The sequence below is a fragment of the Labrys sp. Lb11 genome, from assembly GCF_057554225.1.
The window spans coordinates 610173-632102 of record NZ_BAAJOT010000004.1; the positions used below are offsets into that span (position 1 = coordinate 610173).

Annotated in this window: 19 protein-coding genes; 5 read left to right on the forward strand and 14 right to left on the reverse strand. The window is 68.3% G+C overall.

Annotated features, from left to right (window positions below; genetic code table 11):
- Window positions 1-397: 397 nt before the first annotated feature.
- The 5 genes from AC27L4_RS17405 to AC27L4_RS17425 form a co-directional block, all read right to left on the reverse strand.
- On the reverse strand, window positions 398-565 hold the full coding sequence (locus tag AC27L4_RS17405) for a hypothetical protein (RefSeq protein WP_487143489.1): 168 nt from the start codon (window positions 563-565) through the stop codon (window positions 398-400).
- 27 nt (window positions 566-592) lie between these two features.
- On the reverse strand, window positions 593-1561 hold the full coding sequence (locus AC27L4_RS17410) for a formylglycine-generating enzyme family protein (protein WP_487143490.1): 969 nt from the start codon (window positions 1559-1561) through the stop codon (window positions 593-595).
- Between the two features lie 16 nt (window positions 1562-1577).
- Complete coding sequence (locus AC27L4_RS17415) at window positions 1578-2618, reverse strand: HAD family hydrolase (protein ID WP_487143491.1); 1041 nt, start codon at window positions 2616-2618, stop codon at window positions 1578-1580.
- Complete coding sequence (locus AC27L4_RS17420) at window positions 2615-3091, reverse strand: sulfatase-like hydrolase/transferase (protein ID WP_487143492.1); 477 nt, start codon at window positions 3089-3091, stop codon at window positions 2615-2617. Before AC27L4_RS17420 ends, AC27L4_RS17415 begins: the two co-directional genes overlap by 4 nt.
- An 88-nt stretch (window positions 3092-3179) precedes the next feature.
- The gene (locus AC27L4_RS17425; RefSeq protein WP_487143493.1) at window positions 3180-4907 is read right to left on the reverse strand and encodes an arylsulfatase; all 1728 of its coding nucleotides are present in this window, start codon (window positions 4905-4907) and stop codon (window positions 3180-3182) included.
- A 634-nt stretch (window positions 4908-5541) separates the two neighbouring features.
- Here AC27L4_RS17425 and AC27L4_RS17430 point away from each other — a divergent pair.
- Window positions 5542-6396 carry a hypothetical protein gene (locus AC27L4_RS17430; RefSeq protein ID WP_487143494.1) on the forward strand — a complete coding sequence of 285 codons (855 nt, stop codon included), beginning with the start codon at window positions 5542-5544 and terminating at the stop codon, window positions 6394-6396.
- Between the two features lie 246 nt (window positions 6397-6642).
- Here the strand turns inward: AC27L4_RS17430 and AC27L4_RS17435 are convergent, their stop codons facing one another.
- The gene (locus AC27L4_RS17435) at window positions 6643-8238 is read right to left on the reverse strand and encodes a putative bifunctional diguanylate cyclase/phosphodiesterase (protein WP_487143495.1); all 1596 of its coding nucleotides are present in this window, start codon (window positions 8236-8238) and stop codon (window positions 6643-6645) included.
- 153 nt (window positions 8239-8391) lie between these two features.
- On the reverse strand, window positions 8392-9576 hold the full coding sequence (locus tag AC27L4_RS17440) for an EAL domain-containing protein (RefSeq protein ID WP_487143496.1): 1185 nt from the start codon (window positions 9574-9576) through the stop codon (window positions 8392-8394).
- Window positions 9577-10069: 493 nt separating this feature from the next.
- Between AC27L4_RS17440 and AC27L4_RS17445 the strand changes: the two genes are divergently transcribed.
- A complete protein-coding gene (locus tag AC27L4_RS17445; RefSeq protein WP_487143497.1) occupies window positions 10070-10783 on the forward strand; it encodes a DUF1223 domain-containing protein in 714 nt (237 codons plus the stop codon).
- A 63-nt stretch (window positions 10784-10846) separates the two neighbouring features.
- A complete protein-coding gene (locus AC27L4_RS17450; protein WP_487143498.1) occupies window positions 10847-11776 on the forward strand; it encodes a serine/threonine dehydratase in 930 nt (309 codons plus the stop codon).
- 160 nt (window positions 11777-11936) lie between these two features.
- Here the strand turns inward: AC27L4_RS17450 and ppa are convergent, their stop codons facing one another.
- Both ppa and AC27L4_RS17460 read right to left on the reverse strand, forming a co-directional pair.
- Entirely contained in the window at window positions 11937-12473 is a 537-nt protein-coding gene (gene ppa / locus AC27L4_RS17455; RefSeq protein ID WP_487143499.1) for an inorganic diphosphatase, read from the reverse strand.
- 108 nt (window positions 12474-12581) lie between these two features.
- A complete protein-coding gene (locus AC27L4_RS17460; protein WP_487143500.1) occupies window positions 12582-13097 on the reverse strand; it encodes a GNAT family N-acetyltransferase in 516 nt (171 codons plus the stop codon).
- Between the two features lie 403 nt (window positions 13098-13500).
- Between AC27L4_RS17460 and hemH the strand changes: the two genes are divergently transcribed.
- Window positions 13501-14547: a ferrochelatase gene (gene hemH, locus AC27L4_RS17465; protein ID WP_487143501.1), complete on the forward strand. Its 1047-nt coding sequence runs from the start codon at window positions 13501-13503 to the stop codon at window positions 14545-14547.
- 18 nt (window positions 14548-14565) lie between these two features.
- On the opposite strand, the gene AC27L4_RS17470 is transcribed toward hemH, so the two are convergent.
- On the reverse strand, window positions 14566-15627 hold the full coding sequence (locus tag AC27L4_RS17470) for a threonine aldolase family protein (protein WP_487143502.1): 1062 nt from the start codon (window positions 15625-15627) through the stop codon (window positions 14566-14568).
- Between the two features lie 136 nt (window positions 15628-15763).
- Between AC27L4_RS17470 and AC27L4_RS17475 the strand changes: the two genes are divergently transcribed.
- Window positions 15764-16486, forward strand: a complete 723-nt coding sequence (locus AC27L4_RS17475) for an SDR family oxidoreductase (protein WP_487143503.1) — start codon at window positions 15764-15766, stop codon at window positions 16484-16486.
- A 216-nt stretch (window positions 16487-16702) separates the two neighbouring features.
- Here the strand turns inward: AC27L4_RS17475 and AC27L4_RS17480 are convergent, their stop codons facing one another.
- The 4 genes from AC27L4_RS17480 to AC27L4_RS17495 are packed head-to-tail and all read right to left on the reverse strand — an operon-like array spanning window position 16703 to window position 21836.
- Entirely contained in the window at window positions 16703-17269 is a 567-nt protein-coding gene (locus AC27L4_RS17480; RefSeq protein WP_487143504.1) for a sarcosine oxidase subunit gamma, read from the reverse strand.
- Window positions 17262-20261 (reverse strand): sarcosine oxidase subunit alpha family protein, encoded by a 3000-nt coding sequence (locus tag AC27L4_RS17485; protein WP_487143505.1) that lies wholly within the window; start codon window positions 20259-20261, stop codon window positions 17262-17264. Before AC27L4_RS17485 ends, AC27L4_RS17480 begins: the two co-directional genes overlap by 8 nt.
- Entirely contained in the window at window positions 20258-20575 is a 318-nt protein-coding gene (locus AC27L4_RS17490) for a sarcosine oxidase subunit delta (RefSeq protein WP_487143506.1), read from the reverse strand. Before AC27L4_RS17490 ends, AC27L4_RS17485 begins: the two co-directional genes overlap by 4 nt.
- Before the next feature lie 10 nt (window positions 20576-20585).
- Window positions 20586-21836 (reverse strand): sarcosine oxidase subunit beta family protein, encoded by a 1251-nt coding sequence (locus AC27L4_RS17495; protein ID WP_487143507.1) that lies wholly within the window; start codon window positions 21834-21836, stop codon window positions 20586-20588.
- Window positions 21837-21930 lie beyond the last annotated feature (94 nt).

The following is a 21930-nucleotide window of genomic DNA, read 5'->3' on the forward strand; positions in this document are numbered from 1 at the left end:
TGCTTGCTTCGCAAGCAACGCGACAGGCCGCATTTGACTTGTAGCTCGCCGGTCCCGCTCCAAGCCATCGCGTCACGAGCCATTCCCGAGAGTGCGATGACCCACATGCCCGTTTTCGCACCTGGTCGCCCGCGCCATCTAAGCAAACTGTAAGCTATCTGTCAGCTACGGAAGTGAGTCGATGGTGCACGATCGTGAGAAGCTTCCTTTCAGCCGATGCCGGATGGAGGCTCCCATAGGAGGGCAGCGGCCACCGCCGTCGGTCCGCTCGATCCACAGGCGCGACTTCGGCGCTCTGCCTGATCCACGGCCTTCGCCCGCTTGGCCGAAACGGCGATTTCCCCCGGGTAGAGCCCCGCGGCATGGTCCCGCCGGGGCGCCCGGTCAGCTCGATTTCTCACGAGGGCGCGGGACATTCCTGGCCGGCATCCCGGCGACGTCCGTTCATGCCGCGCGCAATGGCATCGCGCCGGCCGGGATCAAACAAAATCAGCGCTTCAGCATCGCTGCGGCGTTGACCGACGCGCGCGCGCTCTTTCCGGCGCCGGACATGACCACTGTCCATGCCTTCGCCTGATGCAACCGGGGAAGGTCACGGCTGTGTTTCCTCGCGGACGATGCAGCGAAAACCGACATGGCTGGTCGAGGTGTCGACGGGCTCGGCGTGGCGGGCGGCGGGGCGGTAGCGGCGGCAATAGTTCGGCGCGCACAGGTGCGAACCGCCCTTCAGCACCCGGCGCGGGATGCGGATCTCGGGCTGGCGCGGGTCGTAGCTCCCGGCCTCCGGCCCGCCGCGCGGGTTGAGCGGCACGCAGCAGGCCTTGGGCGCGTCGGCGGGGTGGCGGGTCGACCAGAAGTCGGCGGTCCATTCCCAGACATTGCCGATCATGTCGTAGACGCCGTAGCCGTTGGGCGGGAAGGCGGTGACCGGCGAGGTGCGGGCCCAGCCGTCCGCCTTGGTGTTCTCCTGCGGGAAGGCGCCCTGCCAGGTGTTGGCCATGTGCCGGCCGCCGGGCGTGAACGCCTCGCCCCAGGCGAACTCGGCGCCGTCCAGCCCGCCCCTGGCCGCGAACTCCCATTCCGCCTCGGTCGGCAGCGCCTTGCCGGCCCAGGCGGCATAGGCCTCGGCGTCGCGCCAGGCGACGTGGACGACGGGATGGTCGTCGAGCCCCTTGATCGAGGAGCCCGAGCCGTAGGGCTTGCGCCAGTTGGCGCCGAACTTGAACCTCCACCATTGCGACCAGTCGCGCAGGTCGACCGCCTGCCGGGGCGGCTCGAACATCAGCGATCCGGCCCGCAGCATGTGCGGCAGCGCGCCGGGATAGTCCTTCGGGTCGGGCGCGATCTCCGCGAAGGTGACGTGGCCCGTCGCCTCGACGAAGGCGCGGAACTGCCGGTTGGTCACCGGCGTCGGATCGATCCAGAAGCCGGCGACCGTGACGCGGTGCACCGGCGCCTCCTCCGCGTAATGGCTGTCCGAGCCCATGCGGAACGTGCCGCCCGGGATGCGGATCATATGCGACAGTTTTGTGGAGGTCTGCGGCAAGTCACCATCGGCCATCGCCTCGGCTCCCAGTTTATTCAGCCGCGAAAATTGTCTTCCAGTCCTTCTTCATATCCACAACCGTCCAATTGTTGGCCGCCGCCGCATCCAGCGCCAGGTCGAGGCGGCCGAAATCGGTGTCCCGGTCATAGGCATATTCGCGGTCCGCATCGGTATGGTGCACGATCACGCCGAGACGGACTCCGCCGCGCATCGTCGTCCACTGCAGCATTTCCAGATCGCCGTCGGAATTGCCGAAGGCGGCGACGGGGCGTCGGCCGATATGCTCGTTGATGCCGACCGGCTTGCCGGCCTTGTCGTCGATGAAATGGACCTGCGGCAGACGGAAGAGCTCGGGCCGCCCGTCGCGCATCTGGAACTCCGTCTTGATCGAGGATCCCACCACCTGCTGCGGCTCGACGCCGTAGACCCGCTCCGACCAGGGACGCATGAACTCGATGCCGCCGCCCGAGACGATGAAGGTCTTGAAGTCGTGTGCCCGCAGATAGGCGAGCACCTCGAGCATCGGCTGGTAGACGAGCTCGGTATAGGGCCGCTGAAACCGGGGGTGACGCGCGGTTGCAAGCCATTGCGTCACGATGTCCGCGAACTCCGTCGTCGTCATGCCGGCATGGGTGACCATGACGAGTTCCACCAGGCCGCGCTCCCCGGCCTTGGCCAAGGTCTTCACGTCGCCGTCGAGCACGGCCTTGAACGGCTGCTGTTTCTTCCATTCCGGATGCATGGGCGCCAGCGCCTTCACGCGATCGAGCGCGAAGGCCAGCTGGACATACATCGGATGCTCGCACCACAGCGTCCCGTCATTGTCGAAGGTCGCGATCCTGTCCGGGACGGGGATGAAGTCGGGCGAACCCTGCGTGGTGACCCGCTTGACGAAGGTCATGATCGCCGTCTTGGCGTCGTCGTCGTTCCATGACGCCAAGGGGGCGCCGGCCGTCTCCGTCTGCGCCGATACGGAGGCGGGGAGGATCTGCGCAGCGAAGCCGGGCAGAAGCGCCAATGCCGACACGAACAGGCGGCGGCTGAGACCCGGCAAGGGTTCGATCGGTTTCATATCCGCTGCTCCCCATTTGCTGTGGTCCGGTCGGTTGCTGGATGTCCAGACTCGTCCTCAGCATTTAGACGATAAATGTTGCCGCGGAACTCGTCGAATCCGTGGACGGCCGGCAGGAGTTCATTTCTGTCGCCGAGATGGTCCTTGTCGAATTGCGCCGTGACGTAGCCCTGTGGCTTGAGCAGGCCGGTGCGCGTCGGGCTCTGGCCGGTGATGAAGGCTGCGCGACCGGCGATGCAGGATCGCTGGCCGTAATAATCCGCGAAGAGCGCGCCTTCGTTCGCAATCCCGCCGATAGTCGGCGTGCGAAATTCCATCATGCCACGATTATAGGAGCGGATGGTCCGGCAGCCGATATCGTCGCCCATGGTAACGAGGATGTTGGGCCTGGTCGCCTGTGCTGATGCCGGCAGGGCCGCCATGCAGCAAAACGATGCGAGGAGGCCGAACGCCCCACCCCGGGTCGGGTTCATTGCCGATCTCCTGATCGTTCCCAGCCGCGGCCCATGACTCGACGCGGCGGACGCCCGCACGGGCGCCCGCCGCTTCCTTTTTGCGCGTCTACTCGCCCGCATGACTCGACGTTTTTGCCTCCTTGACCTGCTGGATGACCTGCTCAAGGTTGTAGCTGGCCGGATCCTGCATCGGCGGGTAAGGTATGTAGCTTTCGAGCTCCTTCAGCCACAGCGCCTGGCCGATGGGCAGCATGTTCCAGTCGTAGACGTACGCAGTGGTCGGCCCGGCGAGAGCCCCGCCCATGCCAAAGAGCGTCTTGTTCTGTTCGCCGATCGACGTCTCGAACGGATCGCGCTTGATGTTGACGACCTGTGTCCAGTGATAGGGGAGCACGCCGTTGATAAAGCCGGTCGGCGCATCGGACACCATTGCGAAGTACATCTTCCAATTTTTATACCGGACTGCCGACGGGTCCTTGCCCGAATAGTAGAAGAAGACATCACGGGCCGACTTTGCTGACTTGCCTTCGAGATAGTCGCGTTGATTGACCCCGTCGAGCGTCGTCTTGGCGATGCCGGGATACGCGCCCTTCTCGATCTGCGCCTTCAGGTCGTTGCCCTTGGGCCCACCGGCGATGTCGACCAGCGTGGGCAGCCAATCGAGAGACGCAAATATGTCGTTCTTGACCGTGCCCGGTTGGATGTGGCCCGGCCAGCGCACGACCATGGGGGCACGCATGCCGCCTTCCCAGGTGCTCAGCTTCCCGCCTTTGAAGGGCGTGACCCCGCCGTCCGGGAAGGTGATCGTCTCCGCGCCGTTGTCGGTGGTGAAGGCGACGATCGTATTGTCCAACTGGCCCATGTCCTCGAGCTTCTTGAGGACGTAGCCGATATTGTCGTCCATCTGCTTCATGCCGGCTTCGTTGACGCCCCAGTCCTTGCCGCCGGGTTCGCCCACCATGGCATTGTACTTATCCGACAGCACCGTCGTGATGTGCATGCGCGCCGGGTTGTACCAGACGAAGAAGGGCTTGCCCGTCTTCTTTGGATCGTTGCGGCCGAGGAAGTCGATCACATGGGTTGAAATTTCCTCGTCCACCGTCTTTGACCGCTCGAGCGTCAATGGCCCTTCGTCCTTGCACGCCTGGTGCGCCGAGGTACCGTCCGAGGACGCGCATGCCAGCATCGGACGCGGCGGCATCAGGCAGAGCGTGGTCTTCGGATCGACGGCGCCAGGGGGATCGCTCAGGCCTGGAACCGGGGTGTTCCTGCAGGGCGGCGCCACCGTCTGCTGCGTGGGGGTCTTGTTGATGTCGGGGAAGCTCACGCCCTGCATCGCGTCGAGATGATAGAGATAGCCCCAGAATTCCTGGAAGCCATGGGCGGTCGGCAGTGCGTCCGTGTGGTCGCCGAGGTGGTTCTTGCCGAACTCGCCGGTGGTGTAGCCGAGATCGTAGAGGAACTTGGCGAGCGCCGGCGTGCCCGGCTTGAGATAGGACGGACTTCCCGGCAACTGGGGCGGGATCATGCCGGTGCGCAGCGGGTGCATGCCGGTGAAGAAGGCATTGCGGCCGGCGGTGCAGCTTTGCTCGGCATAATAGTCCGTGAACATCGCGCCTTCCCGGCCGATGCGATCGATATTGGGCGTTTCGCCGACCATCAGGCCGCGGTGATAGATGCTCGGCTGCATCCAGCCGATATCGTCGCCCATGATGAACAGGATATTGGGTTGGTTGGTTGCCTGAGCCTGGGCTGGAGACAGGGCGGTCGCCGCTAGAAGGAAACCTCCTGCCAACGCTCCCCAGGCCCGATCGGTCATCGAGCGAGTGGCCATGGCGTGTCCTCTGTGCTTGTGCTTCGCACCCGCTTCCCGGTGTGCCGTGACAACATCGTCCGAATGCCGGGGAATAACCATTGCATCAAAGGGAACAAGGAGTTGCCCAAAAGGGAATCGCGAATTGCCTGTTAGGGCAATGGTGCCGGTTTCAGGCAATCGCCCACATGTCGCAGGGGAATTTGGCGAAGGTTTCAGACGACAATCAGCTTTGCGAGAGAGTCTTCGTCGCAGGCCGCAGTTTTGAGGTGCAGGCGCAGGGAGACGTTCCCGGGCATCTTTGGAGAAATCGGACCACTCTGCCGATACCGTCAGGAAAATCTTTGGAATGGTTCGGGAAGATCGCTGCTCCGAAGGCAGCCTCTCAGCCTGCCGCCAAATCCCTCATCCGCCGTTTCCGCCAGCCAGCTCATCGACGGGCAGGTTCGACGCGTCACCCCCCGCGGCAGGCGCGTCTTCGCCCGGCTGCCCTGCCAGCCGGCAAGACGGCCCGCCCCGGGTGCGTATGATCGGTCAGGCGTCTTGTCGCGTCAATTCGCCGGGGAACTGTCGCTTTCCGAACACGCATCCTGAGTAAAAACTCCAATTCCATTGCGAGGGATAGAACCGCTCCCGCCATTCGGACTAGTCTCGCATGCCGTCGATCGTTCGAGAATCGTCTTGGGGAACGGGGCGGCTCGAGGGGACTGAGGAAATGAGGGCGCGTCATCTCGCTTGCCTGGCGACTGTGGTCGCGGCGTTGTGCGGTTCGCTTCCGGCAGCCGCCGCCGACCTGACGCAGGCACCCGAGCCGCAGCCGGTGGCGGCGGTCAACGATTGGCACTACCAGCTGACGCTCTATGGCTGGGCGACATCAATGAATGGCGATGTCGGCATCCGCAACCTTCCGACGGCCAGCGTCGACCTCAGTTTCGCCGACATCCTGAAGAATCTCGACGGCGCCGTGATGGGGTCGTTCTATGCCACGAACGGCCAGTGGATGGTGCTGACCGACCTGATCTGGGCCAAGGTCTCCGACCGGATCGACGTCGGCCGGTTCGGCGGCTCGGTCAGGTTCGAGCAGAAGCAGGCGATCGTCTCCGGCGTCGTCGGCTACGCGTTGCCTCTCGGTGTCCCGAGCCTGCAGCTGAACGCCACGGCGGGTGTGCGATACAACCATCTGACCGCTGAAGTCGATTTCGATCCCGCCCAGGTGCCGGCTTCGATCAGCCGGGAAGGCACCAAGAGCTGGGTCGACCCGACCATCGGCCTGTTCATGCACTACGACATCAACGATCGGTGGTTCATCAATGCGGCCGCTGATATCGGCGGCTTCGGGGTCGGCTCCAAGTTCACGACGCAGGGCTTTGCGACGGTCGGCTACATGTGGACGAAGAACATTTCGACCGCGTTGGGCTTCCGGGTGCTCTACACCGACTATGACAAGGACAATTTCCTGTACAAGATGACCGAGTACGGCCCGTTCATGAGCCTCGGCGTTCACTTCTGACGCAGGGCCCTTCCCCGACCGCGCGATGCCGCCGGCATCCGCGGGCGGGGTTCCCGATGCCGGGCGAAGCCACGGTGTCCTCGCTCTGGGGGCCCCGGACGCCGGCAGGACCGCCGATCCTGCTCTGAAGCCGGTCGCTGCCATTGCGCAGCCGTTCGGCGCAAGGGCTCGCCGGACGAAGGCCGGGGCCGACCCGGCTGGCTTCGGTCGAAGAGGGTGGGGCGGAACTGCCCGAGCCGCCCTCCCTTACGCCGCCGTGAAGAACCCGCGCGTCTCCTCGGCCGTCAGCGCTTCCTCCGACGACTGTCCCTCGGCGACGCCGGAGCTCAGCAGCGAGGCGCCGTGCTCGGAGGCGCCGGCGCCTTCGGCGCTCACGGTCAGGCCGAGGCCCTGGCCGAGGCCGGCGAGGGCGCGGACGATCCGGGCTGCCTCCTCCTGGCCCATGTTCTCGACCAGGCGTCGGTCGATCTTGACTTTGTCGAGCTTGAACGCCTGCATGTGGTAGAGGCTGGAATAGCCGGTGCCGAAATTGTCGAGGGCGATCCGCACCCCCGCCCGGCGCAGCGGGCCGAGCACCGCCTTGGCGGCGTCGAGGTCCTGGACGATCATGTTCTCGCTGATCTCGATCTCCAGGCGTGCCGGCGGCAGGCCGGTCGCGGCGAGCACGGCGAGGATGCCCGCCCCGAGGGTCGGGTCCTTCAACTGGCCGGGAAAGACGTTCATCGCCAGGGTGACGCCGGCCGGCCAGCGCAGCGCCGTGCTGCAGGCCCGTTCCATCACGCGGCGGGCCAGGGCGTGGATCAGGCCCGCTTTCTCGGCCACAGGCAGGAAGCGCTCGGGCGGCACCTCGGCCGCACCGGGCGGGATCCAGGCCGGGATCACTTCGAAGCCCGACACCGCGCCGGTCTTCAGGTCGAAGGTCGGACGGAAGCGCGGCTCGATCCGGTCGAGCTCGATCGCCTGGCGCAGGTCGCGTTCGAGCCGCTCGCGGTCACGCACCAGCCGGTCCATTTCCTCCTCGAAGAAGCGGAAGGCCGAGCGCCGTTCGGCCTTGGCGCGATAGAGCGCCACGTCCGCCTTGCGGACCGCCTCCTCGGCGGTGCGCGCATCGAGCGGCATCAGGGCGATGCCGATGCCGGTGTCGACGTCGTGGCGCGACGAGCCGGTGACGATCGGCTCGGCCAGGCCCTGGATGATCCTGAGAGCGATGTTGCTCGCCGCCTCGGGGCCGAGCAGGTGCCGGGCGAGGACGATGAACTCGTCGCCGCCGAGGCGGGCGACGAGATCGCCCTCGCGCACGGCGCGCAGCAGCCGCTGGGCGACGACGACCAGCACCTCGTCGCCGATGCCGTGGCCATAGGTGTCGTTGATCTGCTTGAAGCCGTTGAGATCAAGCAGCAGCACGGCGTGGCTGGCGCCGGCGCTGGGCGGGGAGGCGGCCGCCACCCGCAGCGCCTCCTCGAACTGACGCCGGTTGGCGAGCCCGGTCAGGGGATCCTGGTAGGCGAGCTTGCGGGCCTGCTGCTCGGCCGCGATCCGCCGGCCGATCTCCCGCTTCTGGTCGACATAGCGGCGCACGGCGAAGAGGAGCAGGCCGACGGCGAGGACGCCGCCGAGCAGCAGCGCTTCGTCGAGGTCGACGGTCTTCTCCGATGACGGCGCCGCGTGCCGGGAGATGAAGATGTCGATTTCGAAGGCGACATAGGCGAGCACCAGCATGACGGCGAGCAGCAGCCCGAGATCCTGGAGGCTCGGCCGGTGCCGCGTGACGAAATTACGGACGCGCCGGGCGATCGAGGCCGGATGGTCGGGCCGGTCCGTCAATTGGGATTGGGCTGTCATGACGGGACTATCGTAGGCGACCGCAGGCCGGTCGGGAAGCGCCGAGGCCATCCGTCGCAGCCTGCGGACAGGCGTCGCATCGCGGGCGGTCCGTCGGGCTGCCCTGCCGATCGTCGGGGAAAGCCGGGGCCGGTCCAGGCCGGGACCGCCCGGTCAGTGCATCATGGTGGCGAAGCCGGCCTCGCACGGTACGCCGACATGGAAGCCCTGCACCCAGACGGTGCCGGCCGACATGGCGCCCTGCAGGTCCTGGTCGGACTCGATGCCCTCGATCACGACATGGTCGGCGATGCTGGCGCCGAGGCCGACGAGATGCGCCAGGAAGCGCGCGTCGCGGGCGTCCGTCTTGGCCGTGCGCACGAACACCGCATCGATCTTGATGATGTCGGGCCGCAGTCCGGCCGTCACCGCCAGGGAGTGGGCGGCGGCGCCGAAATCGTCGATGGCGACCCGGCAGCCGAGCGCCCGCATCGCATCGAAGAAGGCCTGCGCCGTCGCAGCGTCCGGCAGCGGCGCGGTTTCGGTGATCTCGACCGTCAGGCGGGAGGCAAGGTCGGGGGCGGCCTCCAGCCGCGCCAGGGTGTTGCTCCACCAGCCGTCGACGGTGGCGCTCTGTGCGGAGATGTTGCAGCCCAGCCGGAAGCCGGGATTGGCCTGCAGGATGTCGATGGCCTGCCCGAGCACCCATTGATCCAGGCCTCGCACCAGGCCGAGACGCTCCAGCGCCGGCAGGAACCGGCCGGGCATCAGCGTCATGCCGCTGGGATCGGTCATGCGCAGCAGGCATTCATGATACAGGATCTGCCCGAGGGCGAAGCCGCCGATGATCGGCTGCAGCACCAGGCGCAGGCGTCCCTCCTCCATGGCGCGCGACACGGCGGCGGCGCTGGCCATGTCCTCCATGTAGCGGATGCGCTGCTGCTGGATGCTCGGCGAGAAGTCCCCCGGGCGGGGGCTGGGAGAGGACGAGAGGCGAATCACGCCGGCGAGATCGTCCTCGGGCGCCACGATCGTCAGGGAAAGGACCGGGAGCACCAGGCCGTCGGGAGAGGAGACCGGCGTCTGGCCCAGGACACGCAGCAGGGCCTCCGCGAGGCCGGCGTCACGGGCCGGATCGAGACCCGTGCCATGGACGAGGATGAGGAAACCGTCGTCGCGGTCGCCGATCAGGCGGCCATGGCGGCTGCACCAGGCCCGGGCTCGCTCGCGGACGGAACTGCGCACCAGCCGGGCAAGCTCGATACCGTAGCAGGCCGTGATTTCCGGCAGGTTGTCGATGGTGATCTCGAAATATCGTTCCGGGCCGGCCGTGGGCTTGTCGTCGGACGATTCGGACATGACTCTCCCCGGAGGCGTCATCGCTGTGATCTTCGAAACGGCGGCGCGAGAATAGGACGAACGATCCTCGTCGAGCGGAGACGATTGCCCAGATTCGCCGAATGGCACGTTTGCGTCAACCCGGCAGAACGCTTGACCATACCACATCCTGGCACAGGATGGCCTTGTTTTCTACAAGGGCTCGCGGCCCCGGTGCGTGGGGCCGGCACGGTGTTTGCGAAGGGCCGGGCCTTCCGTGCTGCGCAGTCCCGCGCGGACGTCCCGCAAGCCGGCAGGTCGCCGGCGATCACGCCGTCTTGACGGCTGCTCGCCGCAGCGTGACTCGCCCCCGAACGCGACACCGGCTATTGCTCGTCGCCGACGAGCCTCAGCGGGATTGCGCGAACCGGGAATCGGCCCCGCGCGCCGGCCGGAAGCCGTGATGTTGTCTGCAGGATGTCCGGGCGGCCGATGGGCGCCGACCGAAATGCCTTGCCCGGATCGGACCCAGCCCATGCGCCGCCTCGCCCTTTCGCTCCTCCTCGCCGCCACGGCCACCGCCACCGCAGCGCAGCCGCGTGCCGTGGTGGAGCTCTTCACCAGCCAGGGTTGCTCCTCCTGCCCGCCGGCCGACAAGCTGGCGGCCGAATGGGCGCGCGACCCCAGCCTCGTCACCCTGTCCTGGCCGGTCGACTATTGGGACTATCTCGGCTGGAAGGATACGCTCGCCCGACGCGACTTCAGCGTCCGCCAGCGCGCCTATGCCCGAGGGCGCGGCGACCGCGACATCTATACGCCGCAGGTCGTCATCAATGGCCTGACGCACGGCGTCGGTTCGGACCGGACCGCGATCGAGAAGGCGATGACCGAGACCGCGACCAGGGCCCTGTCGGTCCCGGTCGCGGTCAGCGCGACCGGGGAGGGCTATTCCGTTTCGGTCGGGGCCGGCGCCGGTCATGGCGAGGTCTGGCTGGTGCCGATCGAGAGCAGCGCCCGTGTGGTCATCGCGCGCGGCGAGAACAGCGGCACCACCGCGACCTACGCCAATGTCGTCCGCGGCATGCGCAAGATCGGCGATTATTCCGGCGTGCCGCTGACTTTGGCCCTGAGCCGGGCCGATGTGGCTGCGCCGGGCGCCGACGCCTTCGCGGTGCTGGTGCAGAAGATCGAGCAGGGCTGCCCGGGCGTCATGCTCGGCGCCGCGCTGGAGCGCTCCGCCGCCCGCTGACCACCGAAAGCAGTGGCGGTTCGGGCGAGGCTGTGGCAGGCAGGACCATCAGCCGAGGTCCCCATGATCAGTCCAGACGATATCCGCGTCGCGCAGGCGCGCATCCGCCCGCATGTCCGCCGTACCCCCATCCTCGAGACGCAGGCCGGCGCATTCGGCCTCGACCGCCCCGTCTGCCTGAAGCTGGAGTTTCTGCAGCATGCGGGTTCGTTCAAGCCGCGCGGCGCGTTCAACACGCTCCTGTCGCAGCCCGTGCCCGCGGCCGGCATCGCCGCGGCCTCGGGCGGCAATCACGGCATCGCCGTGGCGCATGCCGCCCGGGCCCTCGGCCATCCCTCGCGCATCTTCGTGCCGGTGATCTCCAGCCCGGCCAAGATCGCCGCGATCCGCGAGCGCGGCGCCGAGCTCGTCATCGGCGGCGAGCGCTATGCCGACGCGCAGGCCGCCTGCGACGCCTATGCCGCCGAGACCGGCGCCCTGACCGTCCACCCCTACGATGCCTGGGCCACGATCGCCGGCCAGGGCACGCTCGGCCTCGAATGGGAGGAGCAGGCGCCGGACCTCGACACGGTGCTGGTCGCCGTCGGCGGCGGCGGGCTGGTGGCCGGCGTGGCTGCCTGGTTCGACCGGCGCGTGCGCGTCGTCGGCGTCGAGCCGGAAGGCTCGCGCTGCCTCAACGCGGCGCTGGCCGCCGGCCATCCGGTCGATGTGACGGTGGAGAGCGTCGCCGCCGATTCCCTCGGCGCCCGCAACTGCGGCCCGCGCGTGCTGGAGGTGGCGCAGCGCTGCCTCGACCGCGTGGTGCTGACCCCGGACGAAGCCATCGTCGAGGCGCAGCGCCTGCTCTGGCGTGACATCCGCGTCGCCGCCGAGCCGGGGGGCGCGGCCGCGCTCGGCGCCCTTCTCGCCGGCGCCTACCGGCCGAAGCCGGACGAGCGGGTCGGCGTGCTGCTTTGCGGGGCGAACGTGGCGCTGCAGAGCCTGGCCGCCTGACCGGACGAGCCGCGCGGACCGCCACCCCGTCGTGTCGCGACCTCGCCCGCCGCCGGTCTCGGCGGCTCCGGGATCGGCACGGATCGAGGGCAAGCCGGACAACTCCGGCTTGCGGGACCAGGCTTTCGCGTCCCTGCGGAACGGCTCCCCGGGCGGGACTTCAGCCCTTGCTGGTCTTGTAGCGCTCGATCGCAGCCAGGATCATGGCTTCGGCTTCCTTGGCGTCGCCCCAGCCGGTGACCTTCACCCACTTCTTCTTTTCCAGGTCCTTGTAGTGCTCGAAGAAGTGCTCGATCTGCTGGCGGGTGATCTCGGGCAGGTCGGTGTAGTTGTGCACGTTCTCGTAGCGGCGCGTCAGGCGCGGCACCGGCACGGCGACGATCTTCTCGTCGCCGCCGGCCTCGTCCTCCATCTTGAGCACGCCGACCGGCCTGACCGCCATCACCGCGCCGGGCACGATGCCGCGCTGGTTGGCGATCAGCACGTCGATCGGGTCGCCGTCGTCGGACAGGGTGTGCGGCACGAAGCCGTAATTGCCGGGATAGCGCATCGAGGTGTAGAGGAAACGGTCGACGACCAGCGTCCCGGCTTCCTTGTCCATCTCGTACTTGATGGGCTCGCCGCCGACCGGCACCTCGACGATGACGTTGACTTCGTGCGGCGGGTTGCGGCCGATGGAAATGGCGTCGATACGCATAAAGAGACGGTCCCCCTGGCTAGATCGAGCGGTAAAAGCCGATTTTGAACGGCCGAACGCTTAGGCGCAACCGTCCGTCGATTCAATCGGAATGATCGGAAGAACCGTTCAGGCCGCGGCCGGCCAGCCGAAGGCGATCTTCTGCAAGCGGGTGTCGCCGAAGCGCTCCACGGTGGTGTCCACCGGTTCGCCGCCCAGGCGCTTGTAGAAGCCGCAGGCGCCTTCATTGTCCGCCAGCGCCCAGATCACGATGCTCTTCACCGCGTGGCCGGCGAGATCGCGCCGCACGGCGGTGAACAGCCGGCGGCCGAAGCCCAGCCCCTGGTATTCCGGCCTGAGATAGAGCTCGAAGATCTCGCCCTGGAAGGGCAGGCCGACGGCGCGGTTGCGGCCATAGGTCGCGTAGCCGGCGACGACGCCGCCGAACGACAGCACGACGATGCGCGTCTTGCGGTCGATGGCGTTCTTCCACCACTTTGCCCCGCGCCGTTCGACCATGCGCTCGAGCTCGGGGCCGGGAATCACGCCGCGATAGGCATGCCGCCATGCAAGGTCGTGGACCTCTGCGATGGCGCCTGCATCGTCCGGACGTGCGAGGCGGATCTCGATGGCGTCGGTACTCATGGCGACAGGATAAGCAGGCAAAGCCATGCCTCGCAAGAGTGTCGCTCTCAGGATCGCGTGATTTGATCGGCCGGCTCAGAGGGGCTAGGGCGTGTGATCAGACATGGTTTGGAGCGAGATGAGGTCAAAAATGGCCAGGTGCAAGTCGCGCTGTCGCAAGCCTTCGGCTTGCGACGTCGACGCCAAGGCTGATGCCTTGGCGAGCGACGGGACGCGGCAGATGGCCATTTTTCACCTCACCGCTTCGCGGCGCGGCGCTTTTGGCCGATTGGCGCGTCGCGCGTCGTAGCAAGCCGTAAGGCTTGCGTCCTCGCGCTCCTTCCACTCGGCCAAAATCGCTGCGTCTCGCCCCAAAACATGTCTGATCACACGCCCTATATCGCCGCTGACGCACGAGGACCTGATGCACGACAAAGCCGCCGGACCGGACACCAAGCCCGCTGATCATCCGCCCGTCCTTTCCGGCCGCATCGGCGTGCTGCTGGTCAATCTCGGCACGCCCGACGGCACCGGCTACTGGCCGATGCGCCGCTACCTCAAGGAATTCCTGTCCGACCGCCGGGTGATCGAGGTGCCGCGGCTGCTGTGGTGGCCGCTGCTCAACCTGATCATCCTGTCGACGCGTCCCTCGCGCAGCGGTGCCAAATACGCCTCGATCTGGGACAAGGAGAAGAACGCCTCGCCGCTCCTGCTGATCACGCAGGCGCAGACGCAGAAGCTGGCCGCCGCGCTCGCCGGCCGCTCCAACCGCCTGGTCGTCGATTTTGCCATGCGCTACGGCAACCCCTCGATCGCCAGCCGCATCGACGGCCTCAGGGCGCAGGGCTGCGACCGCATCCTGATCGTGCCGCTCTATCCACAATACGCCGCTGCCACCACGGCCACCGTCTGCGACAAGGCCTTCGACCATCTCAAGACCCTGCGCTGGCAGCCGGCGGTGCGAATCGCGCCGCACTGGCACGACGACCCCGTCTATATCGGGGCCCTTGCCGCCTCGGTGCGCAAGAGCCTCGCCGCCCTCGACTTCGAGCCGGAGGTGATCCTGGCCTCCTTCCACGGAGTGCCGAAATCCTATCTCCTGGCCGGCGACCCCTACTACTGCTTCGCGATGAAGACCGGGACGCTGCTGCGCGAGGCGCTGGGACTTGCCCCGGAACGGTTGAAGATCACGTTCCAGTCGCGCTTCGGCTCGGAGGAATGGCTGAAACCCTACACCGACGAGACGGTCGAGGGGCTGGCCAAGTCGGGCGTCAGGCGCCTTGCCATCGTCGCGCCCGGCTTCGTCGCCGATTGCCTGGAGACGCTGGAGGAGCTCGGCGTCGAGAACCGCGAGATCTTCCAGGACAATGGCGGCGAGAAGTTCGCCTACCTGCCCTGCCTGAACGACACGGAGGAGGGCATGGCGGTGCTGCGCCACGTGGTCGACCGCGAGCTGATGGGCTGGCTCTGACCGCGGTGGCCGCCGCGGTCATCCCGCGGGCTCGGCGGCGATGTCGAGGAAGCGGTCCACCTCGGCCGGCGTGGTGGCGAAGGATGTCACCAGCCGCACCAGGGCTTCGGCCTCCCCGGGCACGTCGGACGGCGCCAGGCTCTGCGTCGGCCATTCGTAGAATGCGGCGCCGCGGTCGCGCAGACGCGCGATCACCGGGCGCGGCAGCACCGGAAAGACCTCGTTGGCATCGGCCGGCCAGGGAATGCGGTGGCCGGCGGCGGCGAGGCCCTGCGCCAGCCGCGCCGCCATGGCGTTGGCGTGGCCGGCGAGTTCGAGCCAGTGCCCGTCTTCCAGCAGCGCCAGAAACTGCGCCGAGATCAGCCGCGCCTTCGACACGACATGGCCGCCGCGCCGACGCCGCCAGTCGAAGTCGGCGGCGCGATCCTTGTCGAAGAACAGCACGGCCTCCGCCATCAGGGCGCCATTCTTGGTGCCGCCGAAGGAGAGGACGTCGACACCGGCCTTCCACGTGGTCTCGGCCGGCGTGCAGCCGAGCGAGGCGACGGCATTGGCGAAGCGCGCCCCGTCCATGTGCACCGCCAGGCCCCGCGCCTTGGCGGCACGGGCCAGCGCGGTGAGCTCGTCGAGCGTGTAGACCCCGCCGCATTCGCCGGCCTGCGTCACCGTGATGGCGGCGGGAGCGGGCTGGCGCGAGCCCGCCGAGGGCAGGCGGGCATAGGCGGCGTCGATGGCGTCGGGCCGGATCTTGCCGGCGACGCCGGGCATGCCGATCAGGCGGGAGCCTTGGCCGTAGAACTCGACTGCGCCGAGCTCGTCGCCGACGACATGCGCTTCCTCATGCGCCAGCACCGCCCCGTTCGACGGGCACAGCGCCGCCAGGGCCAGGGCGTTGGTCGCCGTGCCGGTCGGCGTGAGGAAGACGGCGACCTCCCGTTCGAAGATCTGCGAAAGCCGGGCGCTCAGCGCAGCCGTGGTCTCATCCTGACCATAGGCGGGCGCGACGCCCTCGCAGGCCCGTATCAGGGCATCGCGGACCCGCGGGCTGGCGCCGGCCCAATTGTCACTGGCAAATTGCATGGGACTCCTCCGGCTGCCAGAAAAGCGGGTCGAGCGCCGGCGCGCAAGCCGCCACACGATTGACAGATGTAATATGGGTGAGACAAAGTTTCAGGTGGCAAGGGCGACAGCGAACCGCTCGACGAGGGAGAGGACAATGAGCAGCAAACCGTTGGTGATGATCACGGGCGCCAGCGCCGGCATCGGCAAGGCGACCGCGCAGGCTTTCTCGAAGGCGGGACACCCGCTGCTGCTGCTGGCGCGCCGGGTCGAGCTCCTGGAAGCGCTCGGCCTGCCGCAATCGGTCTGCATCGCCGCAGACGTGCGCGATCGGGCCGCCGTCGAGGCGGCGATCGCCAAGGGCGAGGCCGCGCATGGGCCGGTCGATTGCCTGGTCAACAATGCCGGCATCGCCCCGCTCGCCAAGCTGGAGGATCAGGATCCGGAAGAGTGGCGCGACGTGATCGACATCAACTGCGTCGGCGTGCTCAACGGCATGCATGCGGTGATGCCGGCGATGAAGCAGCGCCGGCACGGTACCATCATCAACATCTCCTCGATTGCCGGGCGCAAGTCCTACCCCTATCACGACGTCTATTGCGGCACGAAGTTCTTCGTCCATGCCGTCAGCGAGGGCGCGCGGCGCAACATGGCGCCGTACGACGTGCGCGTCGTCGTGGTTTCACCCGGCCTGACCGAGACCGACATCCCCGGCAGCATGAAGAACGCCGAGGCGCGCGACTTCTGGGTGTCCGGCAAGGAAAAGGTCGGCGGCATCAGCGCCGAGGACGTCGCCAACACCATCCTGTTCGCCTACCAGATGCCGCAGAACGTGCTGCTGCAGGAGCTGACGATCACGCCGACGCGCCAGGAATACTGAAGCCCGACCTTGTCCAAAACCCGGCCTGTCGGGGCCAGGACGAGGCGCAAAAAAGGCCTTCCCCGCGCAAGTCGGATGTTTCCGACTTGCTCTCTTGCATGCCAATCTCGGGAACATCCGAGATTGGAGTCGGAGAAGGCTCCCGCGCTCCGTTCTGCCGCCGCTTCCGTCCCGGCGGCGGCCCGCGGTGCGGCCAAGGCAGGCCTGGGGCGGTCCCTACTCCTTCACGTGTTCGCGGGCCGCATCCGCCAGCAATCCGTGGAGATAGCCGGCGAAGGATCGCCAGACCTCGATGCGGAACGCGTCGGCGCCGGTCCGCCACAGCACGATCTCGGCCTTGGCGAACAGGGTGCGCGTGGCCATGCCGACCGGGAAGGCGGCTGGGTCGAGATCGAGCATCACGCCCGAATTCAGCACCTCCACTGCCAATGCGCCGGAGACGCCGATCGCCGTGTTGCGATGGCTGGCGTCGACCAGGGAGTGCGGCTCGCCGACGCCGGCGGCGATCACGGCGGCGAGGTCGGCTGCGGCATCCGCCGGAGCGATCAGCAGCCACTCGTCGGGGCCGAGCATCAGCGCCGCCTTGACGGTGTCGGTCGCGGCCGTGTTGATCGCCGTGGGCAAGGCGAGGCCGAAGGCGGTGCCGATCGCGGCGGCGGCGCTCGCCGGTCCGCGCAGGACGAGGCGCGTTGCCGGCGGCAGGGCCTCGATGGTCAGCCGGCTGCGGGCGGTGATCGGCGCGACGCCGTCGAGCGGCTCGCGGCGGATGGCGAGGTCAGGCATCGAGCCGCGTCCCTTCCTTGTCGACGAACACCGGATCGGCGACCACGGCCGCGACTGCGCCGTCCGGCATCGGGATATAGACGGTCTCGCCCATGCGGGCGCGGCCGCGCTCCAGGTTGGCGAGGGCGATCGAGCGGCCCAGCGCCTCGCTCCAGTAGGAAGAGGTGACGTGGCCGTGCGCATGCTCGCCGAGGGCCGGCGTCGCGGCGGGGACGATCTGCGCGCCCTCCTCCAGCACGGTCTTGGAATCGACGGTCAGCAGGCCGACCAGCTGCTTGCGGTCTTCCGCCTTGAGGTCGGGCCGCATCAGGCCGCGCTTGCCGACGAAGTCGGCCTTGGTCTTGCCGACGGCCCAGCCGACGCCCGCCTCGTCCGGCGTCAGCGTGCCGTCCGTGTCCTGCCCGACGATGATGTAGCCCTTCTCGGCGCGCAGCACGTGCATGGCCTCGGTGCCATAGGCGCAGCCGCCCTGGCGCGTCACCTCGGCATGGACCGCCTCCCAGACGGCCCGGCCATAGGCGGCGGGCACGTTGATCTCGAAGCCGAGCTCGCCGGTGAAGCTCATGCGGAACAGGCGGGTCGGCACGCCGCAGATCCGCCCCTCGCGCACCGACATGTGCGGCATCGCCGCCTTCGACACGTCGATGCCCTCGACCAGCGGTGCGATCGCCTCGCGCGCCCGCGGCCCCTGCACGGCGATGACGGCCCATTGCTCCGTGGTCGAGGTCAGCCAGACCTTGAGGTCGGTCCACTCGGTCTGGAGATAGTCCTCCATGTGGCTGAGCACGCGCGGCGCCCCGCCGGTGGTGGTGGTGACGTGGAAGCGATCCGGCGCCATGCGGCCGACCACGCCGTCGTCGTACACGAAGCCGTCGTCGCGGGTCATGATGCCGTAGCGCAGCCGCCCCGGCTCCAGCTTCAGGAACGGGTTGACATAGATGCGGTGCATGAATTCCGCCGCATCCGGCCCCACCACCTCGATCTTGCCGAGGGTGGAGGCGTCGAAGACGCCGCAGGCCGTACGCACGGTGCGGCATTCGCGGTTGACCGCCTCGTGCATGGTCTCGGCGCCGCGGCTGAAATACCAGGCGCGCTTCCACAGCCCGACATCCTCGAACGTCGCGCCCTGCTCGGCGGCCCAGTCGTGGATCGCGGTCTTGCGCACGGGGTCGAACAGGTCCCCGCGCGAGGTGCCGGCGAACAGGCCGAAGGTGGTCGGCGTGTAGGGCGGCCGGAAGGTGGTGAGGCCGACCTTCGGCACCGGCGCCTCGATCGCCTGGGCGGCGATCGCCAGGGCGTTGAGGTTGGAGGTCTTGCCCTGGTCGGTCGCCATGCCGGTGGTGGTGTAGCGCTTGACGTGCTCGATCGACCGGAAGCCCTCGCGCGTCGCCAGCTTGATGTCCTTGGCGGTGACGTCGTGCTGGAAGTCGACGAAAGCCTTCACGCGCGAAGCATTGCGGTCATGCGGCGTCGCGCCGGTGCAGGCGCCGGCGGGCAGCGTGGCATCGGCCACCGAGAAGGTCTTCAGCGCGCCGCCGGTGGCACCGGCCTCGCGGGCGGCGGCGTGGCCGGCGGCGAAGCCGTCGTCGATCACCGCGCCGAACTCGAACACGCCGCGGCAGGCACCGGCCGAGCGTTCCGCGTCATGCGAGCGGCCGGGCAGGAAGTTCTGCGAGGCCTCGTCGAAGGCGAGCTTGCCGCGCGACTGCGAGAACAGGTGGACGGACGGCGTCCAGCCGCCCGACATCAGCACGAGGTCGCAGGAGACCGTCTCCCGGCCGGCCGCCTTGCCGCCGACGATCCTGGAGAGCCGCACGGAGGAGACCCTGAGCCGCCCGCCGGTTCCGGTGACGGTCATGCCGGTCTCGACCCGGATGCCGGCCGCCCGCGCTTCCTCGACCAGGGCGCCGCCCTCGGGCCTGAGGTCGGCGATCAGCGCCACCTCGCCGCCGGCGGCCTTGAGGTCGAGCGCGGCGCGATAGGCCGAATCGCAGGCCGTGAACACCACGGCCCGCTGGCCGGGCAGGGCGCCGTAGCGGTTGACGAAGGTGCGCGCCGCATCCGCCAGCATGATCCCGGGCCGGTCGTTCTCGGGGAACACCAAGGGCCGCTCGATGGCGCCGGCGGCGATCACCACCTGCCGGGCCCGCACCTGCCAGAGCCGCTCGCGCGGCAGCCGGGCGTCGGGCGCGGCCTGATGGTCGGTGATGCGCTCGGCCAGGGCGACGAAATTGTGCGAGTACCAGCCGAAGGCCGTGGTGCGCGGCAGGAGCCGCACCTTGTCCTTCAGGGCCAGCGACATGATGACGTCGGTCGCCCAGTCGCGCGCCAGCCGGCCCTCGATCGTGGCGCGCGTCTCGGCGAGGAGCGAGCCGCCGAGCTCGGCCTGCTCGTCGCACAGGATGACGCTGGCGCCGGCCTCGGCCGCCGCCACGGTCGCCGCCAGCCCGGCGGGGCCGGAGCCGATGACCAGCACGTCGACATGGGCGAAGCGGTTCTGGTAGCGGTCCGGGTCGGCTTCGGTCGGCGCCTTGCCGAAGCCGGCGGCGGCACGGATCTTCGGTTCGTAGACCGTCTTCCAGAACTCCCGCGGCCACATGAAGGTCTTGTAGTAGAAGCCGGAGGCGAGGAAGGGCGAGAACAGTCCGTTCACGGCGCCGACGTCGAGCTTGAGCGATGGCCAGCGGTTCTGGCTTTCGGCCACCAGCCCGTCATAGAGCTCGACCTGCCCGGCCCGGAGGTTGGGCGTGGTGCGCCCGGCGTCGCGGATCACCGTGACGATCGCGTTCGCCTCCTCCGACCCGGCGGCCATGATGCCGCGCGGGCGATGGTACTTGAACGAGCGGCCGACGAGGTGGACGCCGTTGGCGATCAGCGCCGAGGCGAGCGTGTCGCCCCGCACGCCCTGATAGGCGACGCCGTCGAAGGTGAAGCGCAGCGGCTTGGCGCGGTCGATGCGGCCGCCGGCGGCGGTGCGGAAGGTCGTGCTCATCGCGCCGCCTCCCGGGCCTGCAGTTCGGCGGCCAGGACCGCGAGGTCGGGCCTGGGGTCGTCGACCTTGTAGGTGGTGACGAACTTGTCGGTGACGGTGTGGCGCACCGCGTTGAAGAAGCGGGCGCAGCCGTGCACGTGCCGCCAGCGCTCGGCGACCAGGCCCTTGGGATTGGTGCGGATATAGAGGAACTCGGCCCAGTCCTCGTCGGACACGCTGTCGGAGAAGGCGGGCCGCGCGATATGGGCTTCGCCCATGTTGCGGAACTCCAGTTCGGGGCGGTCCCCGCAATAGGGGCAGGCGATCAGCAGCATGGCGTCGTCCTCAATGCGCCACGGCGGCTGCGGCCGCCTCGTCGATCAGGCGCCCGGTGCGGAAGCGGTCGAGGCAGAAAGGCGCGGCGATCGGATGCGGCTCCCCGGTCGCCACCGTGTGGGCGAAGACATGGCCCGAGCCGGGCGTCGCCTTGAAGCCGCCGGTGCCCCAGCCGCAATTGACGAACAGGCCCGGCACCGGCGTCTTGCCGATGATCGGCGAGCGGTCGGCGGTGGTGTCGACGATGCCGCCCCAGTTGCGCATCATCCTGACGCGCCGCACCACCGGGAACAGCTCGCAGATCGCGTCGAGCGTGTGCTGGGCGATGTGCAGGCCGCCGGTCTGCGAATAGGAGACGTACTGGTCGGTGCCGGCGCCGATGACGAGGTCGCCCTTGTCCGATTGCGACATGTAGGCGTGAATGGTGTTCGACATCACCACGCAGGGCATGATCGGCTTCAGCGGCTCGGACACCAGGGCCTGCAGCGGGTAGCTTTCCAGCGGCATGCGCACGCCGGCCATGGCCATGACGACGGAAGTGTGGCCGGCCGCGACCACGCCGACCTTCTTGGTGGCGATCGTGCCGCGTGTCGTCTCCACGCCGGAGACCGCGCCGGATGCGTCGCGCCGGATGCCGGTGACCTCGCAGTTCTGGATGATGTCGACGCCGAGGGCGTCGGCGGCGCGGGCATAGCCCCAGGCGACCGCGTCATGCCGGGCGACACCGCCGCGACGCTGCAGCGCCGCGCCCATGATCGGGTAGCGGATGTCCCTGGAGATATTGAGGATCGGGCAGAAGTCCTTCGCCTGCTCCGGCGTCAGCCATTCATTGTCGATGCCGGCCAGCCGGTTGGCATGGACATGGCGCTTGGTCACCTGCACGTCGTGCACGTTGTGCGCCAGCATCATGACGCCGCGCGCCGAATACATGACGTTGTAGTTGAGGACCTGGGAGAGATCCTGCCACAGCTTCAGCGCATGGTCGTAGAGCTTGCCGCTCTCTTCCCACAGGTAGTTGGAGCGGATGATGGTGGTGTTGCGCCCGGTGTTGCCGCCGCCGAGCCAGCCCCTTTCCACGACGGCGATGTTCCGCATGCCGTGCTCGGCCGCCATGTAGTAGGCGGTGGCCAGGCCGTGCCCGCCGGCGCCGATGATCACGGCGTCATAGGCGGGCTTGGGATCGGGCGAGCGCCATTGCGCCGGCCAGTTCCGGTTGCCGGTCAGCGCGTTGCGCGCCAGGGAGAGAAACGAGAACCGCAAGGGATGAGCCGCCCGTCGCTGGAGTTGCCGCCCGCGTCCGGGCCATGCGTCGCCGCGACTATCGGCGTCGCACCCCCTGCGCGTCTAGCACGGA

Bases quoted from the DNA above. Each gene is read 5' to 3' on its own strand.
- AC27L4_RS17405 (WP_487143489.1), bottom strand. From the start codon at position 565: ATGGACAGTGGTCATGTCCGGCGCCGGAAAGAGCGCGCGCGCGTCGGT.
- AC27L4_RS17410 (WP_487143490.1), bottom strand. From the start codon at position 1,561: ATGGCCGATGGTGACTTGCCGCAGACCTCCACAAAACTGTCGCATATG.
- AC27L4_RS17415 (WP_487143491.1), bottom strand. From the start codon at position 2,618: ATGAAACCGATCGAACCCTTGCCGGGTCTCAGCCGCCGCCTGTTCGTG.
- AC27L4_RS17420 (WP_487143492.1), bottom strand. From the start codon at position 3,091: ATGAACCCGACCCGGGGTGGGGCGTTCGGCCTCCTCGCATCGTTTTGC.
- AC27L4_RS17425 (WP_487143493.1), bottom strand. From the start codon at position 4,907: ATGGCCACTCGCTCGATGACCGATCGGGCCTGGGGAGCGTTGGCAGGA.
- AC27L4_RS17430 (WP_487143494.1), top strand. From the start codon at position 5,542: ATGCCGTCGATCGTTCGAGAATCGTCTTGGGGAACGGGGCGGCTCGAG.
- AC27L4_RS17435 (WP_487143495.1), bottom strand. From the start codon at position 8,238: ATGACAGCCCAATCCCAATTGACGGACCGGCCCGACCATCCGGCCTCG.
- AC27L4_RS17440 (WP_487143496.1), bottom strand. From the start codon at position 9,576: ATGTCCGAATCGTCCGACGACAAGCCCACGGCCGGCCCGGAACGATAT.
- AC27L4_RS17445 (WP_487143497.1), top strand. From the start codon at position 10,070: ATGCGCCGCCTCGCCCTTTCGCTCCTCCTCGCCGCCACGGCCACCGCC.
- AC27L4_RS17450 (WP_487143498.1), top strand. From the start codon at position 10,847: ATGATCAGTCCAGACGATATCCGCGTCGCGCAGGCGCGCATCCGCCCG.
- ppa (WP_487143499.1), bottom strand. From the start codon at position 12,473: ATGCGTATCGACGCCATTTCCATCGGCCGCAACCCGCCGCACGAAGTC.
- AC27L4_RS17460 (WP_487143500.1), bottom strand. From the start codon at position 13,097: ATGAGTACCGACGCCATCGAGATCCGCCTCGCACGTCCGGACGATGCA.
- hemH (WP_487143501.1), top strand. From the start codon at position 13,501: ATGCACGACAAAGCCGCCGGACCGGACACCAAGCCCGCTGATCATCCG.
- AC27L4_RS17470 (WP_487143502.1), bottom strand. From the start codon at position 15,627: ATGCAATTTGCCAGTGACAATTGGGCCGGCGCCAGCCCGCGGGTCCGC.
- AC27L4_RS17475 (WP_487143503.1), top strand. From the start codon at position 15,764: ATGAGCAGCAAACCGTTGGTGATGATCACGGGCGCCAGCGCCGGCATC.
- AC27L4_RS17480 (WP_487143504.1), bottom strand. From the start codon at position 17,269: ATGCCTGACCTCGCCATCCGCCGCGAGCCGCTCGACGGCGTCGCGCCG.
- AC27L4_RS17485 (WP_487143505.1), bottom strand. From the start codon at position 20,261: ATGAGCACGACCTTCCGCACCGCCGCCGGCGGCCGCATCGACCGCGCC.
- AC27L4_RS17490 (WP_487143506.1), bottom strand. From the start codon at position 20,575: ATGCTGCTGATCGCCTGCCCCTATTGCGGGGACCGCCCCGAACTGGAG.